Source organism: Trinickia sp. (genome assembly GCF_057351765.1).
On the sequence record NZ_JBMRBK010000061.1, the window covers coordinates 120456 to 138157 of the forward strand.

Sequence of the window (17702 nt, forward strand, 5' to 3'; positions counted from 1 at the left end):
TCCCCCGCTCCGACCTCGACGTTGCGGGTCATACGCTGCGCGGGTGCGGCACGACATCGGCAAGCGCGTGGGTCGGCCGGCGCCGCAGCGCGACGTCGAACGGATTGGCCAACGGCCCGATCGCATCGGCCTGCCGTTTCAGCAGCTCCACGATCATCGGCAGCCGTTCCTCGTTGAGCCTCGAAGCCAGTGTGCCCACGCTCAACGCCGCAATGGCCGTACCCGCGCGATCGAGGATCGGCACGGCCACCCCTGCCATGCCGTCGAGCACGCCGCTGTTGCGTCCCGCATAGCCAAGCTGCCGCACGCGTTCGATCTCGGTGCGCAGGTAGACCTCGTCGAGTACGCCGTATCCGCGAATACGCGGCACGTTGAAGCGGATGATTTCTTCCCGCTCGGCTTCGGGCAAGAACGCAAGGATTGCGAGGCTGCCTTGTCCGACACCCAGCGCGATTCTTCCGCCGATGTCGCTCGTGAACGACCGGATCGGAAACGGTCCCTCGCAGATGTCGAGACACACTGCATCGAACCCGCTCTTCGCCAGTAAAAAAATCGTCTCGCCGAGACTGGCGCATAGCCTCAGCAGCGATGGGCGGCAAAGCGTGCGCAACCCGCCGGGGTTGCCCGCGAGCGCGGCCAGCGCGAAGAAATCGAGGCCGAGCCGGTAGCGCTTGCTCTGCTCGTCTTGTTCGACCGCGCCTTCCGCGATCAACGCGTGCAGGATGCGATGCGTCGTGCCCTGCGTAAGGCCCACGGACTTGGCGAGCTGCGTTACGCGCGCACCATCGGCCTGGGCAGCTGCCAACGCGCGAATCACGGCGAATGCGCGCGGCAGCATGCCGCTCGCGCGCGCGTCGTCCGCCTGCTCGGACGCTGCCCGCGCCGGTGTGCCATCCGAGACGGAGGATTGCCTCATATATGCGACCGTTATTCCATTGAGTGAAACTATCTATGCCAGCTCGTCGAAAGCGAGTATCTCAGTTTTCGAGCGCACGTGTGAGATACGGCTTGAGACAGCGGGCAAACCCTGATCATTCGCAATGGAATGAAGCGTGGGAAAGACGCCTCCGTGTTCCGCTCAATGGAATTTTTTCGATTTTCCTCCCGCTCACTGGAATTCCAAATTGACGCGACAAATCTGTCTGGACAGAATCAGCCGTGCCTCGCGCCCCATGGCGAATCGCCATCGATGGTGTCGCGGCATCGCGGTTACAGAGGATCCGTCATGTCGTTTCTCAAGCTCACCGATCTTTCGAAGTCGTTCGGCGATCTGCAGGCCGTACGCAACCTGAACCTGTCGGTCGAAAAGGGTGAATTCGTTTCCTTGCTCGGTCCGTCCGGGTGCGGCAAAACCACGACGCTGCAGATGATCGCCGGTTTCCTCGACGTATCGAGCGGCAGCATTGCGCTCGACGGATGCGACATCACACATCTGAAGCCCAATCGACGCGGGCTCGGCGTCGTGTTCCAAAGCTACGCGCTGTTTCCGCACATGAGCGTCGCGCAGAACGTCCGGTTCGGACTCGAGATGCGCGGCACCGATCGCAAGGAAAGCGAGGAGCGCGTGCGTGAAGCGCTCTCGCTCGTTCATCTGGACGCGCTCGCCCACCGCTTCCCGCGCGAACTCTCGGGCGGCCAGCGTCAGCGGGTCGCACTGGCTCGCGCCATCGTCATCGCGCCGCCGGTCCTGCTGCTCGACGAGCCGATGTCGAACCTCGACGCCAAGCTGCGCGAGGAAATGCAGTTCGAACTCCGCGCGATCCAACGGCGCATCGGCACGACGACCATCATGGTCACGCACGATCAGTCCGAAGCGCTGTCCATCAGCGACCGCGTCGTAGTCATGGAGGCAGGCCGCATTACGCAGATCGATACGCCCTATCGAGCCTACGAGCGCCCCGAGAACCGCTTCGTTTCGCAATTCATCGGCAAGGCGAATCTGCTCGCGGGCACGGTGCTCGCGAAGGACGGCGATGAAATCCGCATCGACCTCGGGCATGACGTCGTTGCCGTCGGACGCGCGGTGCTCGGCGGCAACGGCCGTGGCGAACCCGGCAAAGGCGACGCGGTGACGGTCTGTATCCGCCCGGAAAAGCTCAAGCTTTGCGAGTCGAGCCGCGGCCGTCTGGACGCCACCGTGACGAGCCGTTTCTTCCTCGGCAGCCAATGGCTTTATCGGGTGGCTTCCCCGCTCGGGGAGGTGCTCGTGTGTTGCCAGAACGAAGGCGGGGAGCCGATCGCAGAAGGACAGCAGGTCGGTGTCGATTGGACCAACGACGCCATCCGCTTCGTCGAGACGGAGGCGCGACAATGACGATCGCTGCATCGAAGTCCTCGCAGCCCCCATCGGTGCGCACGACATCGACCGCCGCCGCATCGCCGGCGTTGCCGTCGACCGGTACGCCGTGGCGAGCCTATGTGCCGCTGTGGCTCGCGAGCGCGCCCGCATTCATGCTGTTTGCGACCCTCGTGTTCGTACCGCTCGCGATGACGCTGGTGCTGACGTTCTATCGTTTCGATCCGTCGAGCGGGCCCATCGCCGCGTTTCAGTTCGGCAACTACATCGAGGTCGTCGGTTCTCCTTACTATCAGACCATCTTCGCGCGCACGTTCGCCATCGCGTTCGTGACGACGGTGGCATGCGTTGCGATTGGCGCGCCCGAAGCCTATGTGCTCTCGCGCATGCGCGACCCATGGCGCTCGTTGTTCCTGCTCGCGATTCTGGCGCCCCTGCTCGTCTCCGTCGTCGTCCGCGCGTTCGGCTGGAGCATGCTGCTCAACACGAACGGCCTCGTCAATCAGGCGTTCGCCTTGTTCGGCCTCGGGCCCTTCAAACTCGAATACACGTCGTTCGCGATCGTCATCGCACTCGTGCACGTCATGCTGCCGTTCATGGTCATTCCCGTCTGGACCGCCCTGCAAAGGCTCGATCCGCAAACCGAGCAAGCCGCGCTGTCGCTGATGGCAACGCCCTGGGTCACGCTTTATCGCATCGTGCTGCCGCAGGTGATGCCGGGCATTCTTTCGGGCAGCCTGATGGTGTTCGGCCTATCGGCCAGCGCATTTGCGATTCCGGGCCTGCTGGGAGGGCGGCGCCTGAAAATGGCCGCGACCGCGGTCTACGATCAATTTCTCGGCTCGCTCGACTGGCCGCTCGGTGCAACGATCGCGCTGTTGCTGCTGGCCGCCAATCTCGCCGTCATGCTCACCTATTACCGCGTGCTCGAGCGCCGTTACGCGCGCAGCATGGGTTGAGACCGGAACTTCGCCATGAGACGTAACGGACCTCTCGCACTCGCGTTTCATACGCTCGTGATTCTGTTCGTGCTTGCACCGCTTGCCATCGTCGTGCTGGTGGCATTCACGCCCGACGAGACGCTCACGTTGCCGACGCATGGGCTTTCGCTGCGCTGGTTTCGCGCCATCCTCAACTACCCTGATTTCATCGGTGCATTCTTCAACAGCGTGAAACTCGCGTTCCTTGCGTCCACGCTCTCGCTCGCGATCGCCCTGCCGGCTGGACTCGCGATTGCCCGCGCGCGTTTTCCGGGGCGGAATTTTCTCAACGCGTTGATGCTCTCGCCGCTCGTCATTCCCGGGCTCGTGCTGGGTATCGCGTTTTTGCGGTTTTTTGCCGTGATCGGCGCGACGGGCTCGTTTGCCTGGCTCGTCATAGCGCACGTGGTCATCGTCACGCCGTTCGTATTGCGTTTGATCCTGGCCGCCGCTAGCGGGCTCGATCGCAGCGTCGAGCACGCCGCGTTTTCGCTCGGCGCGAGCGCATGGACCACGTTCCGGCGCATCACATTACCGATGATTCTGCCCGGCATCACCGGCGGCTGGTTGCTCGCATTCATCAACAGCTTCGACGAACTGACCATGTCGATCTTCGTCACGTCGCCGCAAACCGTCACGTTGCCGGTGCGCATGTACATGTACGCGACGGAGTCGATCGACCCGATGATGGCATCCGTCTCCACGCTCGTAATCGCGATCTCCGCCGCGGCGATGCTGCTGCTCGACCGCATATACGGGCTCAACCGCGTCCTGATCGGCAATCATTGATGCTTGGCACTCCTGATCGGCAAGCCGACGCCTGCCACCCCAGCGATCCGCAATTCGTTCGGATCGCCGAGACGCGTCGTGCGAGCGTCTCCTTCTTTCTCGACGGCCGCGAGGCGCAAGCGCTCGCTGGCGATACAGTGCTCACCGCAGTGCTTTTGCTGCAGCGGTTCGTGCGCCACAGCGAATTCAACGACGAGCCCCGTGCCGGCTTCTGCCTCATCGGCGCATGCCAGGACTGCTGGCTGCACACGGAAGCCGGCGGGCGCATACGCGCATGCTCGACGCCGATCGTGGCAGGAATGCGCCTCGTCACGCGCGCCAGGGCCAGCGGCACGAACTGCGACGGGGACCGTGCAGCCGCGTCTGGTGACGGCACGACGTGGGGCGGCGAACGATGACCGACGCTGCGCGCATTGTCATCGTCGGCGCGGGTCCCGCGGGCGTGCGGGCGGCCGAAACGCTCGTCGCAGCGGGATTGCGTCCGCTCGTGCTCGACGAGCAATCGCGTTGCGGCGGGCAGATCTATCGGCAGCCGGCCGCCGGTGCCGGTTTCGAACGCTCGAAGCGTACGCTCTACGGATTCGAGGCAGCCAAAGCCCATGCGCTCCATTCGACGATGGAGGCGCTGCTCCCCCATATCGGCTATCAGGCCGATACGCTGGTCTGGGACTGCGAGGCGCGCAATGGACAAGGCGGCCGGCTCGTGGCGCTGCATGATGCACGCGAGCAGAACGTGCCTTTCTCCCACCTGATCCTCGCAACAGGCGCGACCGATCGTGTCCTGCCGATACCCGGATGGACGCTGCCGGGCGTCTATACGCTCGGCGGTGCGCAAACAGCGCTCAAGGCGCAAGGTTGCGCGATCGGCTCGCAGATCGTATTCGCCGGTACAGGGCCGCTCATTTACCTCGTCGCATACCAATATGCGAAAGCTGGTGCGCGCGTCGCCGCCGTGCTCGATACGAGCCCGCTCGCCGCGCAGGCTCGAGCGCTGCCGAAGCTCGCTCGCCAGCCAGCCACGTTGGCCAAGGGCGTCTACTACGTCGGCTGGCTCCAGGCCCACGGCGTGCGGATCGAACGCAACGTGACGCTGGAGCGCGTGCACGGAGAACGGTCCGTCACGGGTCTCGCATGGCGTCGCGCTGATGCCGGGAACGGCGACGAGGCTATCGTCGAAACAATCCGGTGCGATGCACTCGCGCTCGGCTTCGGCCTGCGTCCCGAAACCCAACTGGCCGACATTGCGGGTTGCCGCTTCCGCTTCGACGACACCACGCAGTGCTGGCTGCCCGAGCGCGACGCGGCAGGACGCAGTTCCATTGCGGGGATCTATCTCGCGGGCGACGGTGCGGGGATAGCCGGAGCCGATGCCGCGGAACTTGCCGGCCGGCGCGCGGCGCTCGCGGTACTCGAGGACTTGCAGTGCGAAGCCTCGCCCGATGCGCATCGTGAAGAAGCGGCATCGCTCGATCGTGCAATGAAGCGGATCGCCGTCTTTCGCTCGGGATTGGAAGCCGCGTTCCCACCGCCTTTTGGCCGAGCCGCATCGTGGCCGGATGACACGATCGTGTGCCGTTGCGAGCAGATCGACGCAGGAACGCTGCGACGCTGCGTGCGCGCCGGTGAGGCCACGGAGATCAATCGTCTGAAAGCGCTGACGCGGGTCGGTATGGGTCGCTGCCAAGGGCGCATGTGCGGTGAAGCAGCGCTCGCGCTGATCGCCGCCGAGACCGATTGTTCGATGCAAACCGTGGGGCGCTTGCGGGCGCAGGCTCCCGTCAAGCCGATTCCGCTCGCAGCCGCACTCGGGGACGATGCGCTTGCCGCCATTCCGGAGCATGCGCGCGATGAGTGAGCTCCATCACTACGACGTGGCGATAGCAGGCGGCGGGCTCGTCGGGGCTTCGGCGGCACTCGCGCTCGCACGGGCCGGCTTGCGCGTCGTGCTGTTCGAGCGCCGCTACTGCGGCGCTCAGGCCAGCGGTGTCAATTACGGCGGCGTACGGTGCCAAGGCCGCCCCGCCGAGCAATTGCCGCTTGCGATGCGCGCGCGCGAGGTCTGGCGGCGTTTGCCCGAATCGATCGGTATCGATGGCGAGTTCGTGGTGTCGGGCCATCTGCGGCTCGCTCGCAGCGAGGCCGACCTGGCGGGACTCGCCGAGTACGCGCACATGGCCGCCGAGCATGGACTGCACCTCGAGCTCATCGCAGGCCGCGCGTTTCGCACGCGTTATCCGTGGCTCGGCTCAGCCGCGATCGGCGGATCGCTCTGCGAGACCGACGGGCACGCCAATCCGAGGCTCGTGTCCCCGGCGTTTGCGCAGGCGGCACGCCGCGCGGGCGCCGACGTACTCGAGCTGACCCCGCTCGACGATGTGACATATGACGCCGCGCGTTTTCAATTGTCGGCAAACGGCCGGCGATTCAGCGCGGATTGGCTCATCAATGCCGCCGGCGCGTGGGCCAATACGATCGCGCAACGCTTCGGCGACGCAGTCCCGATGCAGCCGATCTACCCGAACATGTGGGTGACGGAGCCGCTACCGCAATTCATCACGCACAACCTCGGCGTCTACGGCGGCGGCATCTACGCACGCCAAGTCGCGCGCGGCAACTGCATCATTGGAGGCGGGCGCGGTTATGGCGACGGTCAATATGCACAGCCTTCCTCCGACACCACGCGCACGGTCATGCGCGACGCCTGCGCCTTGCTGCCGATGCTGCGCGAAGCGCTTTTGATCCGCTCATGGAGCGGCGTCGAAGGATGCACGCCCGATCACAACCCGATCATCGGCGCGAGTCGCCGGGTACCGCGCCTGTTACATGCATTCGGTTTTTCCGGCGGCGGCTTTTTGCTTGCCCCGGGCGTCGGCGAAGTGCTTGCCGAGCTCGTGATCTCCGGCGCAACCGCAACGCCGCTTGCCGCGTTCGATGTCGACCGATTCGTTCCCGCTGCAGCTTCGCTGCCCAGCATTACTTCGTCATGAGGAGACCCGTCGTGAAACCGTCGTCGATCTTGTCGTCCGTTGCCGTCACTCTATGCGTCGCCGCTGCCGCGACAGCCGTTCACGCTCAATCGAAAACGCTGTACATCGGCATGAATGGCGGGCCGATGGAAAAGGCCTATACGAGCCAGGTCCTGCCGATGTTCGAGCAGGCCAATAATGCGAAGGTGGTTGTCGTGCCCGGCACTTCGTCCGACATTCTCGCGAAGCTGCTCGCCAATCGCGATAAGCCGCAGATTCATGTCGCCTTTCTCGACGACGGTGTCATGGCGCGAGCCGTCAGCATGGGGCTGTGCGAAAAGCTCGACGATTCGCCCGTGCTCAAGGAGCTCTATCCGTTTGCGCGAATGAAAGACGATGTCGGCGCGGGGGTGCAGCTCGGCATGACCGGCATCGCGTACAACACGAAGCTGTTTACGCAGAAAGGATGGTCCGCGCCCAGCTCGTGGCTCGATTTCGCCGATCCGAAATACAAGGGCAAGGTGGTGTTCCAGTCGGAATCGAGCAGCACATTCGGGCTGCACGGCTTTCTCGCGCTCAATCGCCTCTGGGGCGGCAGCGAGAAAAACGTCGAACCGGGGTTTGCGAAATGGCCCAATACCGTCGGGCCCAACGTCGTCGAGTACGTCCCGAATTCGGCGAAGATTTCGGAGATGGTGCAAACGGGCGAGGCTGGCCTCTTTCCGCTGACGCCGACCGCCGTGGCCGATCTGCAGGACAAGGGCTTGCCCGTGGCCTACGTTTCGCCCAAGGAAGGGCCGGTGCTGCTGCTCGTCGATGTGTGCGTCGTCAAGCACAACCCCGATCCGCAACTCGCGCAGAAGCTTGCGCAGTTCCTGCTGTCGAAGCCCGCGCAGGAAAAAGCGGCTGAGGCGGGCAAGCAGATTCCGACCAACCGGTTGGCTACGATGCCGGCATCGATGCAAAAGAGCCTCGGGAACGTCGAGAGCCTGCTGAGCAAGGTTACCGTCGTCGATTGGGATTCGATCAATGCGCGCCGTCCGGAATGGGATAAGCGCTGGAATCAGCAGATCGAGCGCTGATAAGGCATCCGCACGCCAACGCTGCCGCATGCGGTGGCTCCGGTGGCGTGCCGTTTGACGATGTCAGGGCTTGGCGGTCCGCTGTCTCACCGCTTCGAACAAACAGACACCGCTCGCCACGGAGACATTGAGGCTCTCCACCGTCCCAGCCATCGGAATCTGCATGACTTCGTCGCAGGTTTCGCGCGTGAGGCGCCGCATCCCCTCACCCTCCGCGCCCATGACGAGCGCCACGGGCCCGTCGAGTTTCGTGTCGTAAAGGCTTGCGGACGCGTCGCCCGAGGTGCCGACCACCCATACGCCGGCATCCTTGAGCTCGCGCAATGCGCGTGCGAGGTTGGTCACCGTGATGTAGGGCACTGTGTCGGCCGCCCCGCTCGCGACCTTGGCCGCCGTCGCGTTCAGCCCGACCGCGCGGTCGCGCGGCGCGATGACAGCGTGCGCACCGGCCGCATCGGCCACGCGAAGGCATGCGCCGAGATTGTGGGGATCCGTCACGCCGTCGAGCACGAGCAACAGTGCCGGCCCTTGAATCCCATCGAGCAGCTCGGCGAGATTTTGGGCGAGCGGCAAGTCGCTTGCGCGCGCGACGACGCCTTGATGGCGCTCGGTATGCGCAAGGCCCCAAAGACGTGTCTCGTCAGCCGCGATCAACCGGACGCCCGCTTCCTTCGCCGTGTGCAGGAAATCCTGCATCCGACGGTCGCGCCGCGTTGCATCGTAAAACACTTCCTCGACTGTCGATGCGTCGTGACGCAAACGCGCCGTCACCGCGTGAAACCCGTAGAGAACCTTGAGACGTGCCATAGCTGAATCGAAAAATCGTGTGAGTATGCGATGCGAGCAGCCGATAAAAGCCGCTCGCTATCACGGGCATGCGGACATGCTGACATGCGGCGATGGGATGCCCGGCACCGAAGCGTCCGACATGCGTGGACGGTAAGCCGGTGCGCGCCGCACCGGCAGCTACCGCGGTTACTTCTTGCGCACGCGCGATTTCGAAGCAGGCTTCGTCGCAGCGCCACGTTTTCTGGCTGCTTGCGCGCGTGCGGCTCGCGCCTCGTTCACAGCCGGCGTCTTGCCCGGCGCGGCCTTCTTGCGCGCCGTCGACTCGCCATTTGGAACGGTTCGCACGCGCGGGCCGGCCGGCTCCGCGGCCGCTCGCTCTGCCTGCGCCGCACGCTGTTGTACGACCGCGGTCTTCGTCACCGTATCGCGCACGAGCCGGAAGTCGATCTTGCGGGCGTCGAGATCGACACGGCTTACTTGCACGCGCACGCGATCGGACAATCGATAGCGAATACCGGTGCGCTCGCCGCGCAGCTCGTTCTTGATCTCGTCGTATTGGAAGTAGTCCGCGCCGAGCTCGGTCACATGCACGAGCCCTTCGATGAAGAGCGCGTCGAGTTGCACGAAGATGCCGAACGACGTCACGCCGCTCACCATCCCACCGTATTCCTCGCCGAGCTTGTCGCGCATGAAGTAGCACTTGAGCCAGGTCTCGACGTCGCGCGAAGCTTCGTCGGCACGCCGCTCGTTGGACGAGCAGTGCAAACCGAGTTCTTCCCAGATTGCCGTATTCGGTCCACCGTTGTTGCGCGGCGCAGATTCGTCAGCTTGCTGCAACGCACGCGCTTTCGCCGAGAGCGCCGTATTCAGTGTGACGCCGAGCGGCGGCTGCGGCCGATATTTACGGCCCGCCAGAATGGCATAGATCGCGCGATGCGTGAGCAGATCGGGATAGCGTCGAATCGGGCTCGTGAAATGCGCGTAGGCCTCGTAGGCCAGACCGAAGTGCCCGATGTTATCGGGGCTGTAGACGGCCTGCTGCATCGAGCGCAGCAGCATCGTTTGCAGCATCTGTGCGTCGGGCCGGTCGCGGATCTGAGCCATGAGCGCCGCGTAATCGCTCGCATGCGGCGTCTCGCCGCCGCCGAGCGAGAGCCCCATGCCACGCAGGAAGGTTCGCAGGTTTTCGAGCTTTTCAGCGGTCGGACCTGCGTGAACGCGGTAAAGCCCCGGATGCTTGTTGCGCTTCAAAAAGTCGGCGGCACAAACATTCGCCGCCAACATGCACTCTTCGATGAGCTTGTGAGCGTCGTTTCGCTGACGCGGCAAAATCTGCTCGATCTTGCCTTGCGCATTGCAGACGATATAGGTTTCCGTCGTATCGAAATCGATCGCCCCACGCTTTTGGCGCGCGGCAAGCAGGGATTTGAATACGCCGTAGAGGTTCTGCAACTGCGGCACCAGTGTGCTGCGCCGTGCGGCCTCGGGACCTTTCGTGTTGGCGAGTATCGCGGCAACTTCGGTGTAGGTCAGGCGCGCGGCCGAGTGCATGACGGCCGGATAGAACTGATAGGCCTTGATCTCTCCCCTGCCCGTGATGACCATGTCGCACACGAGCACGCACCGGTCCACCTGCGGGTTCAGCGAGCAAAGACCGTTCGACAGCTTCTCGGGCAGCATCGGGATCACGCGCCGCGGGAAATAGACCGACGTGCTGCGTTCGATTGCATCGGCATCGAGCGCCGTCTCGGGCTGGACGTAGTGCGAGACATCGGCAATCGCCACGATCAGTCGAAAGCCATCGCCACGGCCGACTTTCATCGGTTCGCAGTAGACGGCATCGTCGAAGTCCCGCGCATCTTCGCCATCGATCGTCACGAGCGGCACATCGCGCAAGTCCACGCGATGGCGCAGATCGGCCGGCCTGACTTCGTCGGGCAGCTTCGCGGCTTCGGCGACGGCCTGCGGATTGAACTCGTGCGGTACGCCGTACTTGCGCACTGCGATTTCGATTTCCATGCCCGGGTCGTCTATGTCGCCGAGTATCTCGGACACGCGGCCGAGCGGTTGCGAATGCCGGCTGGGGAAATCGGTCAGCTCGACCACCACGACCTGCCCGACCTTCGCTTTTTTCGTGCTTTGCGTAATCAGAATGTCGTGACCGATCCGCTTGTCCTCGGGGGCGACGATCAGCGCGCCGTTTTCGCTCAGCAGTCTGCCGATCACACGCTTGTTGGCGCGGTCGGTGACCTCGACGATGTGCCCTTCCGGCCGCCCGCGCCGATCGTAGCCGATGACGCGCGCGAGTACGCGATCGTTATGCATGACCTTCTGCATTTCCGCGTTGGGCAGGAACAGATCGTCCTGGCCGTCATCGCGCACGACGAAGCCGTAGCCGTCACGATGACCCTGTACGCGGCCGGCGACAAAATTCGAAGGATGAGTCAGCTGGTAGTAGCCGCGCTTGTCGAGGCGGATCTGGCCGTCGCGTTCCATTGCGCCCAGGCGCTTGAAGAAGCCTTCGCGCTCCTGGCGCTTGATCGAAAGCGTCTCGGCAATGTCGTTCGCTGTGAGCGGCGTGTCGCTGGTGCGCAGCACGCCGAGAATCTCTTCGCGGCTCGGGATCGGGTACGGGTATTTGCTCAAGGGACGCGTGTCGGTGGTTTGTTCTTGTTCCGGGGTATGAGACATCATGGCAATGCGGGCGATTCTAACACTGTGGATCGTGGCACCGGGCAGCCGGCGGGCCGCGGCACGGAGCCGGGTGGCTTCGCGCAGGCGTTGCGGCCGTAATGGGGCGGTATTCCCGGCGTCGACCGGCAAGTTGCGACCGAGCGCGATAAACCGCTTGACAGCAATTTCAGGGCCCATATAATGGCGATCTTTGCTGCACAACGCACACCTGCCCAGGTGGCGGAATTGGTAGACGCACTAGGTTCAGGTCCTAGCGGTGGCAACATCGTGGAGGTTCGAGTCCTCTCCTGGGCACCAAGGAAGTAGATCCAGAGCTATTGACTGGATGTTTGTTCGTGATAAAGCCCGCTTGCGGGCTTTTTGCGTTTCAGGGCGACTGAAACGTGCTCGCGTTTCGCGATAAGCCAACGTCGAGCGATGTACTCACCATGCTTTTCACCGTCCGCGAAGTCCGAGCAGCCCGGCCCTAGCCAAAGCCCCTCGATGCTCGACAAAATCCGGACATGGCTTGTCGCGAGGGACTGACGCTGCCGGCAGGCAGCGCCTTTTAGCGCCTGGTTGGTAGAATAAGTCTTTGGTCCAAAAATTTCTCCTGTACACGTTCCGTGGACGATCCTCATTTTCGGACAGACCCAGCTGCATCCAAATTTTCATACTGTCCACGTTGCGTGTACAATTAGGAAAATTGGACAACCGCGGCCTTGCCATGCATCCGGTCGATCACGATCTGCCTCCTCTACTGGAAGCTGCCATCATCGCGTTCGGCGATGCAACCGGCGTTTCCGTCCACCTGCGTAAGGCGCCACCCCGGTCCGGTGCGGATGCAGTACTGGAGTTCCATGTCGGCACCCGTCGCTACAAACGCCTCGCGCATGTCAAGCGAACCATTGACCGCTACAGCAGCGTGGCCGCTGTCCGCGCACAGGTTGCGCCGGGCGACGGTGCCCGGCTGCTGCTAGTGACATCGTATTTGTCCCCTAATATGATCAATGCGTGCCGCGACATGCAGGTTGATGCGCTCGACCTGGCCGGCAACGCCAGTCTTCTTCTAGGCGATAGCGTCATTCTCGTGTCCGGGCGCCCACGCCCGGACAACGACCTGCCGGCACGTAGCCGGACCTGGACCAAATCGACATTGCGCGTCGCACTCGCCCTGCTCGCGGTCCCTCCACTGCTGGAAAAAACCTACCGGGATATCGCACAGGTTGCCGGCGTCAGCCACGGAACCGTCCAGAACGCCGTTCACGGCATGCTGGATCGGCGCGATCTCATCGAGCAGCCCGGCGGGCGCGCTATGCAATTCGTCGACACAGCACGGCTCATCGATGAATGGACCACGTTGTACCCGACACTGCTACGTGGATCGCTTCAGCTCGGCCGCTTCCGCACCGACATCCCCGACTGGTGGAGAAGCGTTCCCGAGTTTCCCGACCGTTGCCAGTTTGGTGGCGAACCGGCAGCAGCGATCCTTACGCGATACCTGAAACCAGCCACATTCACCGTATACTGTGCCAGCGAGGTACCGAGGGAGTGGATCGCGAAAGCTCACCTGCGGGCTGATCGTGACGGCAACATTGAATTCCTGAGGTCCCCGATAGAGCTTCAGTTCGCGGCCGGACTTCCAAAAAACATCGTGCCGCCCCTGCTCGTCTACGCTGATCTCGTGGCGAGCGGCGACTCGCGCAATCTCGAAACAGCCCGGTTAGTGCGTGAACAATATCTCCCCGCTTGAGCCTCGCCCCCATCGCCCGTTTCCTGCCGAAATGGTGGCCCTTCTGCGGGAAGTGGCTGCCGCTGCTTCCCAAAAGAGCATCCAGTGGTTTGTCGGTGGGGCGAGCGCACGCGACATCGTGCTGACGCACGTCCACGATATCGAACCGACACGGGCGACGGCTGACGTCGATATCGGTATTTCCATCGAAAGCTGGGCCGGCCATGAAACACTGCGAACGGCGCTGCTCACGTCCGGCCACTTCGAGCAGCGAGGCACTGCAACCCACCGGCTGCACTACGAGGCCCCCGAGACCGGCGCCAGAACCTGGCTCGATATCGTCCCGTTTGGGGGCATCGCAGACGTTAGCGGCGAAATCGCCTGGCCGCCCGATCAGGCTATCCGCATGAACGTCGCCGGCTTCGAACAAGCGCTACAGGTCTCAGTGCGGGTACGCATGGATGACGATCTCGTGGTGCCTGTCGCTTCCCTTCCCGCGCAGGCAATGCTCAAGATCATCGCCTGGAAAGATCGTCATGCGGTCGATCGCAAGGACGCAACCGATCTACTTTTCCTGCTGGCATGGTATGGCGAGGCCGGAAATCTCGAGAGGCTGTATGCCGATGACGCCTTCGACCTGATCGAACAGCACGAGCACGATCCTGGTATCGGCGGTGCGGCCCTCCTCGGCCGCGACGTGGCAGGTATCGTCACGCCGAACGTGCACGATCAGATCCTCGCGGTCATTGCGCCGGACGATCCGTCGCCCCCAATACTGACGCACATGATGGCAAGCCGCACACGGATTTTCGGCGGCGATACGGCTGAACGGATCAGTCAGCTTTTTAACGCGTTTCGCCAAGAATTTGTCGCGGTGGTTCGGCGAGGAAGCGGGACCTAACCGTCCCGGGCAGGAAAGCGTGATCCAGGCTGCCCGGCAAAGAACGTAATCCTTCACGCAGCGGACGCGACCTCCCAACGTCGCCCTAGAACCGGTAAAGCTTGGCCGCGTTTTCAGCGAAGATGCTGATCCACTTCCGTGGCCACGCCCGCTTCCTTCAGACGCGCCGCCTCTTCCACGGCAATTTCGTCGAACGGGTTCATATCAATGACCTAAATGATTTATTCGAGCCCTCTCCTGGGCACCATCAGATGTTCTGGCGTAAGCCGCAGTAGTCCGAGAAACCTCGTAAGATCAAGGTCTTACGGGGGTTTTTTGTTTCCGCGGATGACCGACGTGTACCGGTGACATCGACGATTTTTGCGCATACGCGGAATCGAGGTGCCAAGCCAGGCCTAAACGCGTCGAACCGAAGTCCGAAGTGGCGTTTCGTGTCGCCAAACCGCGCGAGCGCCCCCTATCTGCTCGCCGATGGGAATGGGCTCGCTCTACGCGTCTGGCCGGACGGAAGTAAGACGTGGCTGCTCCGCTACCGCCGGCCGGGTACTGGAAAGGAAACTTTCTCAGCCTTGGCTCCTACCCTGAGGTTCCGCTCGTCGAAGCGCACAAGTCTGCCGCGATCGCGCGCAGCCTTGTCCGCGAAGGTACCGATCCGGCCGAGCATCGCCGGGCCTGATCCGCTGCGCGCAAACGTGCTGCCGAAGGCGCGTTCCATCTGGTCGCAGAAAAATGGCTCGCATTAAACGCAATGAGTGGGCCGACGAGACGTACCGCAAAGCCGAGTTTGTCATCCGGCAATACCTAGTCCCTCCGCTCCGCAACAAGCCGATCTCCACGCTCGCGACATCGGAGGTCATACCCCGGTGCTAGAAGGAATAGCGGCGCATGCTCCCAATCTCGCGACCAAAGCGCGCCAATACGTGGGCGGCATCGTTACTTACGCGATCCACCACAGTCTGCGAGAGGACGGCGTCCCGTTGTCGCTACGCGGTGTCATCCCGCGGCACAACAAAGGTCACATCCCGGCGATCACGAAGCCTGCTGAGATCGTCCCGCTCGTGCAAGCCATCAACACATACAAGTCGCCCGTCACGCGGGCTGCTCTGAAGCTGACCATGCTCACCGGCTTACGCCCCGGCGTGATCGCCGCTGCACCGTGGGATGAAATCAACCTCGAGTCCGCTGAGTGGCATGTCCCCGCCGTTCGGATGAAGATGCGTCACGATCATATCGTGCCCTTACCGAGGCAAGCGGTTGTGTTGCTCCGCGAATTGCAGTCGCTTACGGGCCGCGGAGACTACGTGTTTCCGTCCCCGGCCCGCCAGAAGACGCCGCACTTGCACCGAGACGCGTTAAGCAAGGCCCGACGCGACATGGGATTTCAAGGAAAGCACGCCACGCATGGATTTCGCGGCATGCTGCGAACCGTCGGCCGCGAGCGACTCGGCATCGACATCGATGTTCTCGAAGCGCAACTCGCGCACGCGAAACGAGGCGACGTACAGAAGGCGTACGACGGAACGACATTCGACGATGACCGGCGCCGTGTCATGCAGGCGTGGGCTGACTACATCGACGGGCTGTGCAGAACAACGTCCACGCACGGCGACGTCGATTGAAATGCGAGGCTGGAACGGAATGGAACGGAACGAGGCGGCCGGCGAAAAATTCCCGGTGGCGCTCTGTGGTCGTCCACACGATGGCCGTAGAACGCCTAGGCAGCACGGAAATTCTGACACTCCCTGCAGCGGCGACGAACCGACCTTCCGATCACCGCCGCAACTGCTCAATTGGACGCATCAGTAGCGGCGTCCACCTTCTTGGCAGCGTTGGTCTTCGGCGCCGCTTTCTTCGTCGCCCCTTGCTTGACGACTCGTCTCTTCACCGCGACCTTCTTCTCGGTTGTCACCCTTCGCGCTCCGTTTCCATTCCCGCTGATCAGGAATTCGGTTCGATCCTTGGCGTCGGCAAGCCACGCCGGAGCACGGCCACGTCCGCTCCACGTCGCACCAGTTGCCGGATCGAGATACTTCGGCGCCTGCGGACCGCGAACGTAGTTCCCCTTTCGACCTCCGCTCGCGGCGTTCCGCGTTGGCAGCTGTGCCCTGCCGTCAATCAGGAAATTGCTTCGATCCTTTGCATTAACAATCCAGCCCGGCGCACGACCGCGGCCGGTCCAAGTCGCCCCGGTCTTTGGATCAAGATATTTTGCAGCGCTGGATGGCCTACCGAACGCGTTTTGCTTTATTGCGTTGCCACTACGTCTGCTGGCCACAAGATGCGCTTGGAGGTCTGCCAACGTGAGGCCGTGCTTTTCCATCAGCTCGCTGATCTTGGAAACAGCGGATGACTGCTTCCTAACGATCGCATCGGCTTCGGCCTGCAGCTTGGCAATCTTTGCTTTGATGTCCTCTAGCGTAGCCATCACTCCCTCATCGTTGCAACAATGCCCGCACTATGCCACACCGCTTACGGCAATGTCAGCGCTGCACGGGTTCAATGTCACAGTCCCGCTACAAGTCGTGCCGGTTTTGCTCACCCACAGCCTTCCGGGCGGCACGACGCGCGCAACGCGCGATATTGTTGTCGCGTTGGTCGCGACGGCTTTGGGATCGGCGAGTTCCATTTTGCGCGCGATGTCCGATGCAACCGCAAACGTTCGGTCCATGTTCCACCTTCCGGCCCATCTGGTCGCGCGCGTTGCCGGTATTGCTCGATACGCTGGTGGCGGCATCAGCGGTTGCGATTTGGTACCGGCCTTCGGTCGACTACTGGCATCGGGCTTTATTCGTTGTAACGTGTCCGCCTCCAACAGCTTAAGCGCCTGGATGTGGTGAAGAAGCATCTCGCCCGCTGGAGTCGGCGTAACGCCGTCACGTACCAAAAGTGGCGTCCCAAAGGCTTCTTCCAAGGACATGATTCGCTGGGAGACGGCACCGCGGCTAACGTTCAGCACCTGAGCCGAACGGCCAAAGTGCCGAGTTTCTACGAGAATAGAAAATGTCTCGAGCTGTTGACGATCAAAATTCACGCGATTCCGCTGTGCAATGTTCGTTACCTTTGATGCAACTGTAACTGTGGCCCGTGACCCTACCGGTGTCGACGGTGCACCAGAACACGTCGCGTGGCTTGCAGTAGAGGGTTCACGTCATCGGCTACGCCGCCCACAGCAGTAGTCGCCGGTACTGTGCTTCACGCCATTCGGCTTGCCGGTGTCATCGGCCGACGATGTCAAAGCTCACTCCGTTCACTCACCGAGATAGGCTGCGCGCACCTTCGGATCGTCGAGCATATCCTTCGCGTTGCCCGACATCGTGACCGCGCCGGAGTCCATCACATAGCCACGGTCCGCTGCCTGCAGCGCGAGCCGCGCGTTCTGCTCCACCAGCAGCACCGTGATGCCCTCCTTCGAAATCTCCCTCACGACCTCGAAGATTTTCTCGACCATGATCGGCGAGAGACCCATCGACGGTTCGTCGAGCAACAGCAGCTTA

At 62.8% G+C, this 17702-nt stretch carries 15 protein-coding genes, 1 tRNA gene and 4 pseudogenes; 13 read left to right on the forward strand and 7 right to left on the reverse strand.

The features are described 5' to 3' along the window. Positions 1-28 precede the first annotated feature (28 nt). Complete coding sequence (locus tag ACO1XS_RS16600) at positions 29-838, reverse strand: IclR family transcriptional regulator (protein WP_414720332.1); 810 nt, start codon at positions 836-838, stop codon at positions 29-31. Positions 839-1225: 387 nt separating this feature from the next. On the opposite strand from ACO1XS_RS16600, the gene ACO1XS_RS16605 reads away from it, so the two are divergent. From ACO1XS_RS16605 to ACO1XS_RS16635, 7 genes are read left to right on the forward strand one after another with little or no spacing between them, the layout of a single operon-like run. Further along, positions 1226-2314 (forward strand): ABC transporter ATP-binding protein, encoded by a 1089-nt coding sequence (locus ACO1XS_RS16605; RefSeq protein WP_486391189.1) that lies wholly within the window; start codon positions 1226-1228, stop codon positions 2312-2314. After that, a complete protein-coding gene (locus ACO1XS_RS16610) occupies positions 2311-3255 on the forward strand; it encodes an ABC transporter permease (RefSeq protein ID WP_331573790.1) in 945 nt (314 codons plus the stop codon). Before ACO1XS_RS16605 ends, ACO1XS_RS16610 begins: the two co-directional genes overlap by 4 nt. A 15-nt stretch (positions 3256-3270) precedes the next feature. Further along, positions 3271-4065 (forward strand): ABC transporter permease, encoded by a 795-nt coding sequence (locus ACO1XS_RS16615; protein ID WP_173256087.1) that lies wholly within the window; start codon positions 3271-3273, stop codon positions 4063-4065. Continuing rightward, a complete protein-coding gene (locus tag ACO1XS_RS16620; RefSeq protein WP_486391190.1) occupies positions 4065-4463 on the forward strand; it encodes a (2Fe-2S)-binding protein in 399 nt (132 codons plus the stop codon). Before ACO1XS_RS16615 ends, ACO1XS_RS16620 begins: the two co-directional genes overlap by 1 nt. Continuing rightward, a complete protein-coding gene (locus ACO1XS_RS16625) occupies positions 4460-5920 on the forward strand; it encodes an FAD/NAD(P)-dependent oxidoreductase (RefSeq protein ID WP_486391191.1) in 1461 nt (486 codons plus the stop codon). Before ACO1XS_RS16620 ends, ACO1XS_RS16625 begins: the two co-directional genes overlap by 4 nt. Then, positions 5913-7052: an NAD(P)/FAD-dependent oxidoreductase gene (locus ACO1XS_RS16630; RefSeq protein ID WP_486391192.1), complete on the forward strand. Its 1140-nt coding sequence runs from the start codon at positions 5913-5915 to the stop codon at positions 7050-7052. Before ACO1XS_RS16625 ends, ACO1XS_RS16630 begins: the two co-directional genes overlap by 8 nt. Next, the gene (locus tag ACO1XS_RS16635) at positions 7049-8113 is read left to right on the forward strand and encodes an ABC transporter substrate-binding protein (RefSeq protein ID WP_486391193.1); all 1065 of its coding nucleotides are present in this window, start codon (positions 7049-7051) and stop codon (positions 8111-8113) included. The genes ACO1XS_RS16630 and ACO1XS_RS16635 overlap by 4 nt, the downstream gene beginning before the upstream one ends. 63 nt (positions 8114-8176) lie before the next feature. On the opposite strand, the gene rlmB is transcribed toward ACO1XS_RS16635, so the two are convergent. Both rlmB and rnr read right to left on the reverse strand, forming a co-directional pair. Continuing rightward, positions 8177-8920 carry a 23S rRNA (guanosine(2251)-2'-O)-methyltransferase RlmB gene (gene rlmB / locus ACO1XS_RS16640; RefSeq protein ID WP_486391194.1) on the reverse strand — a complete coding sequence of 248 codons (744 nt, stop codon included), beginning with the start codon at positions 8918-8920 and terminating at the stop codon, positions 8177-8179. 168 nt (positions 8921-9088) lie between these two features. Then, positions 9089-11593, reverse strand: coding sequence for a ribonuclease R (gene rnr, locus ACO1XS_RS16645; RefSeq protein WP_331568511.1), 2505 nt, complete (start codon positions 11591-11593; stop codon positions 9089-9091). A gap of 213 nt (positions 11594-11806) precedes the next feature. Between rnr and ACO1XS_RS16650 the strand changes: the two genes are divergently transcribed. From ACO1XS_RS16650 to ACO1XS_RS16660, 3 genes are all read left to right on the forward strand, one after another. After that, positions 11807-11893 (forward strand) — tRNA-Leu (locus ACO1XS_RS16650). A 409-nt stretch (positions 11894-12302) separates the two neighbouring features. After that, entirely contained in the window at positions 12303-13328 is a 1026-nt protein-coding gene (locus ACO1XS_RS16655) for a type IV toxin-antitoxin system AbiEi family antitoxin (protein WP_331568512.1), read from the forward strand. A gap of 31 nt (positions 13329-13359) precedes the next feature. Next, positions 13360-14208, forward strand: a complete 849-nt coding sequence (locus tag ACO1XS_RS16660) for a nucleotidyl transferase AbiEii/AbiGii toxin family protein (RefSeq protein ID WP_331568508.1) — start codon at positions 13360-13362, stop codon at positions 14206-14208. Positions 14209-14339: 131 nt separating this feature from the next. On the opposite strand, the pseudogene ACO1XS_RS16665 reads toward ACO1XS_RS16660, so the two are convergent. After that, positions 14340-14411, reverse strand: a pseudogene (locus ACO1XS_RS16665) (electron transfer flavoprotein subunit beta/FixA family protein); the annotation flags it as partial. 228 nt (positions 14412-14639) lie between these two features. On the opposite strand from ACO1XS_RS16665, the pseudogene ACO1XS_RS16670 reads away from it, so the two are divergent. Both ACO1XS_RS16670 and ACO1XS_RS16675 read left to right on the forward strand, forming a co-directional pair. Next, a pseudogene (locus ACO1XS_RS16670) lies at positions 14640-14884 on the forward strand (Arm DNA-binding domain-containing protein). A 187-nt stretch (positions 14885-15071) separates the two neighbouring features. Then, the gene (locus tag ACO1XS_RS16675) at positions 15072-15827 is read left to right on the forward strand and encodes a tyrosine-type recombinase/integrase (RefSeq protein ID WP_486391195.1); all 756 of its coding nucleotides are present in this window, start codon (positions 15072-15074) and stop codon (positions 15825-15827) included. A 167-nt stretch (positions 15828-15994) separates the two neighbouring features. Here ACO1XS_RS16675 and ACO1XS_RS16680 read toward each other — a convergent pair whose 3' ends face one another. Further along, positions 15995-16633 (reverse strand): H-NS family nucleoid-associated regulatory protein, encoded by a 639-nt coding sequence (locus ACO1XS_RS16680; protein ID WP_486391196.1) that lies wholly within the window; start codon positions 16631-16633, stop codon positions 15995-15997. Positions 16634-16685: 52 nt separating this feature from the next. Here ACO1XS_RS16680 and ACO1XS_RS16685 point away from each other — a divergent pair, with 52 nt between their 5' ends. Then, on the forward strand, positions 16686-17045 hold the full coding sequence (locus ACO1XS_RS16685) for a hypothetical protein (RefSeq protein WP_331568513.1): 360 nt from the start codon (positions 16686-16688) through the stop codon (positions 17043-17045). Positions 17046-17065: 20 nt separating this feature from the next. On the opposite strand, the pseudogene ACO1XS_RS16690 reads toward ACO1XS_RS16685, so the two are convergent. Then, positions 17066-17239 (reverse strand): annotated as a pseudogene (locus tag ACO1XS_RS16690) (LysR family transcriptional regulator); the annotation flags it as partial. A 216-nt stretch (positions 17240-17455) separates the two neighbouring features. Next, positions 17456-17702 (reverse strand): annotated as a pseudogene (locus ACO1XS_RS16695) (ABC transporter ATP-binding protein); the annotation flags it as partial.

Excerpts from the sequence above, each read along its gene's own strand:
- rnr (WP_331568511.1), bottom strand. The coding sequence starts at position 11,593 with ATGTCTCATACCCCGGAACAAGAACAAACCACCGACACGCGTCCCTTG.
- ACO1XS_RS16610 (WP_331573790.1), top strand. The coding sequence starts at position 2,311 with ATGACGATCGCTGCATCGAAGTCCTCGCAGCCCCCATCGGTGCGCACG.
- ACO1XS_RS16655 (WP_331568512.1), top strand. The coding sequence starts at position 12,303 with ATGCATCCGGTCGATCACGATCTGCCTCCTCTACTGGAAGCTGCCATC.
- ACO1XS_RS16625 (WP_486391191.1), top strand. The coding sequence starts at position 4,460 with ATGACCGACGCTGCGCGCATTGTCATCGTCGGCGCGGGTCCCGCGGGC.
- ACO1XS_RS16635 (WP_486391193.1), top strand. The coding sequence starts at position 7,049 with ATGAGGAGACCCGTCGTGAAACCGTCGTCGATCTTGTCGTCCGTTGCC.
- ACO1XS_RS16600 (WP_414720332.1), bottom strand. The coding sequence starts at position 838 with ATGCTGCCGCGCGCATTCGCCGTGATTCGCGCGTTGGCAGCTGCCCAG.
- ACO1XS_RS16620 (WP_486391190.1), top strand. The coding sequence starts at position 4,065 with ATGCTTGGCACTCCTGATCGGCAAGCCGACGCCTGCCACCCCAGCGAT.
- rlmB (WP_486391194.1), bottom strand. The coding sequence starts at position 8,920 with ATGGCACGTCTCAAGGTTCTCTACGGGTTTCACGCGGTGACGGCGCGT.
- ACO1XS_RS16660 (WP_331568508.1), top strand. The coding sequence starts at position 13,360 with ATGGTGGCCCTTCTGCGGGAAGTGGCTGCCGCTGCTTCCCAAAAGAGC.
- ACO1XS_RS16605 (WP_486391189.1), top strand. The coding sequence starts at position 1,226 with ATGTCGTTTCTCAAGCTCACCGATCTTTCGAAGTCGTTCGGCGATCTG.
- ACO1XS_RS16685 (WP_331568513.1), top strand. The coding sequence starts at position 16,686 with ATGTCAGCGCTGCACGGGTTCAATGTCACAGTCCCGCTACAAGTCGTG.
- ACO1XS_RS16680 (WP_486391196.1), bottom strand. The coding sequence starts at position 16,633 with ATGGCTACGCTAGAGGACATCAAAGCAAAGATTGCCAAGCTGCAGGCC.
- ACO1XS_RS16630 (WP_486391192.1), top strand. The coding sequence starts at position 5,913 with ATGAGTGAGCTCCATCACTACGACGTGGCGATAGCAGGCGGCGGGCTC.
- ACO1XS_RS16615 (WP_173256087.1), top strand. The coding sequence starts at position 3,271 with ATGAGACGTAACGGACCTCTCGCACTCGCGTTTCATACGCTCGTGATT.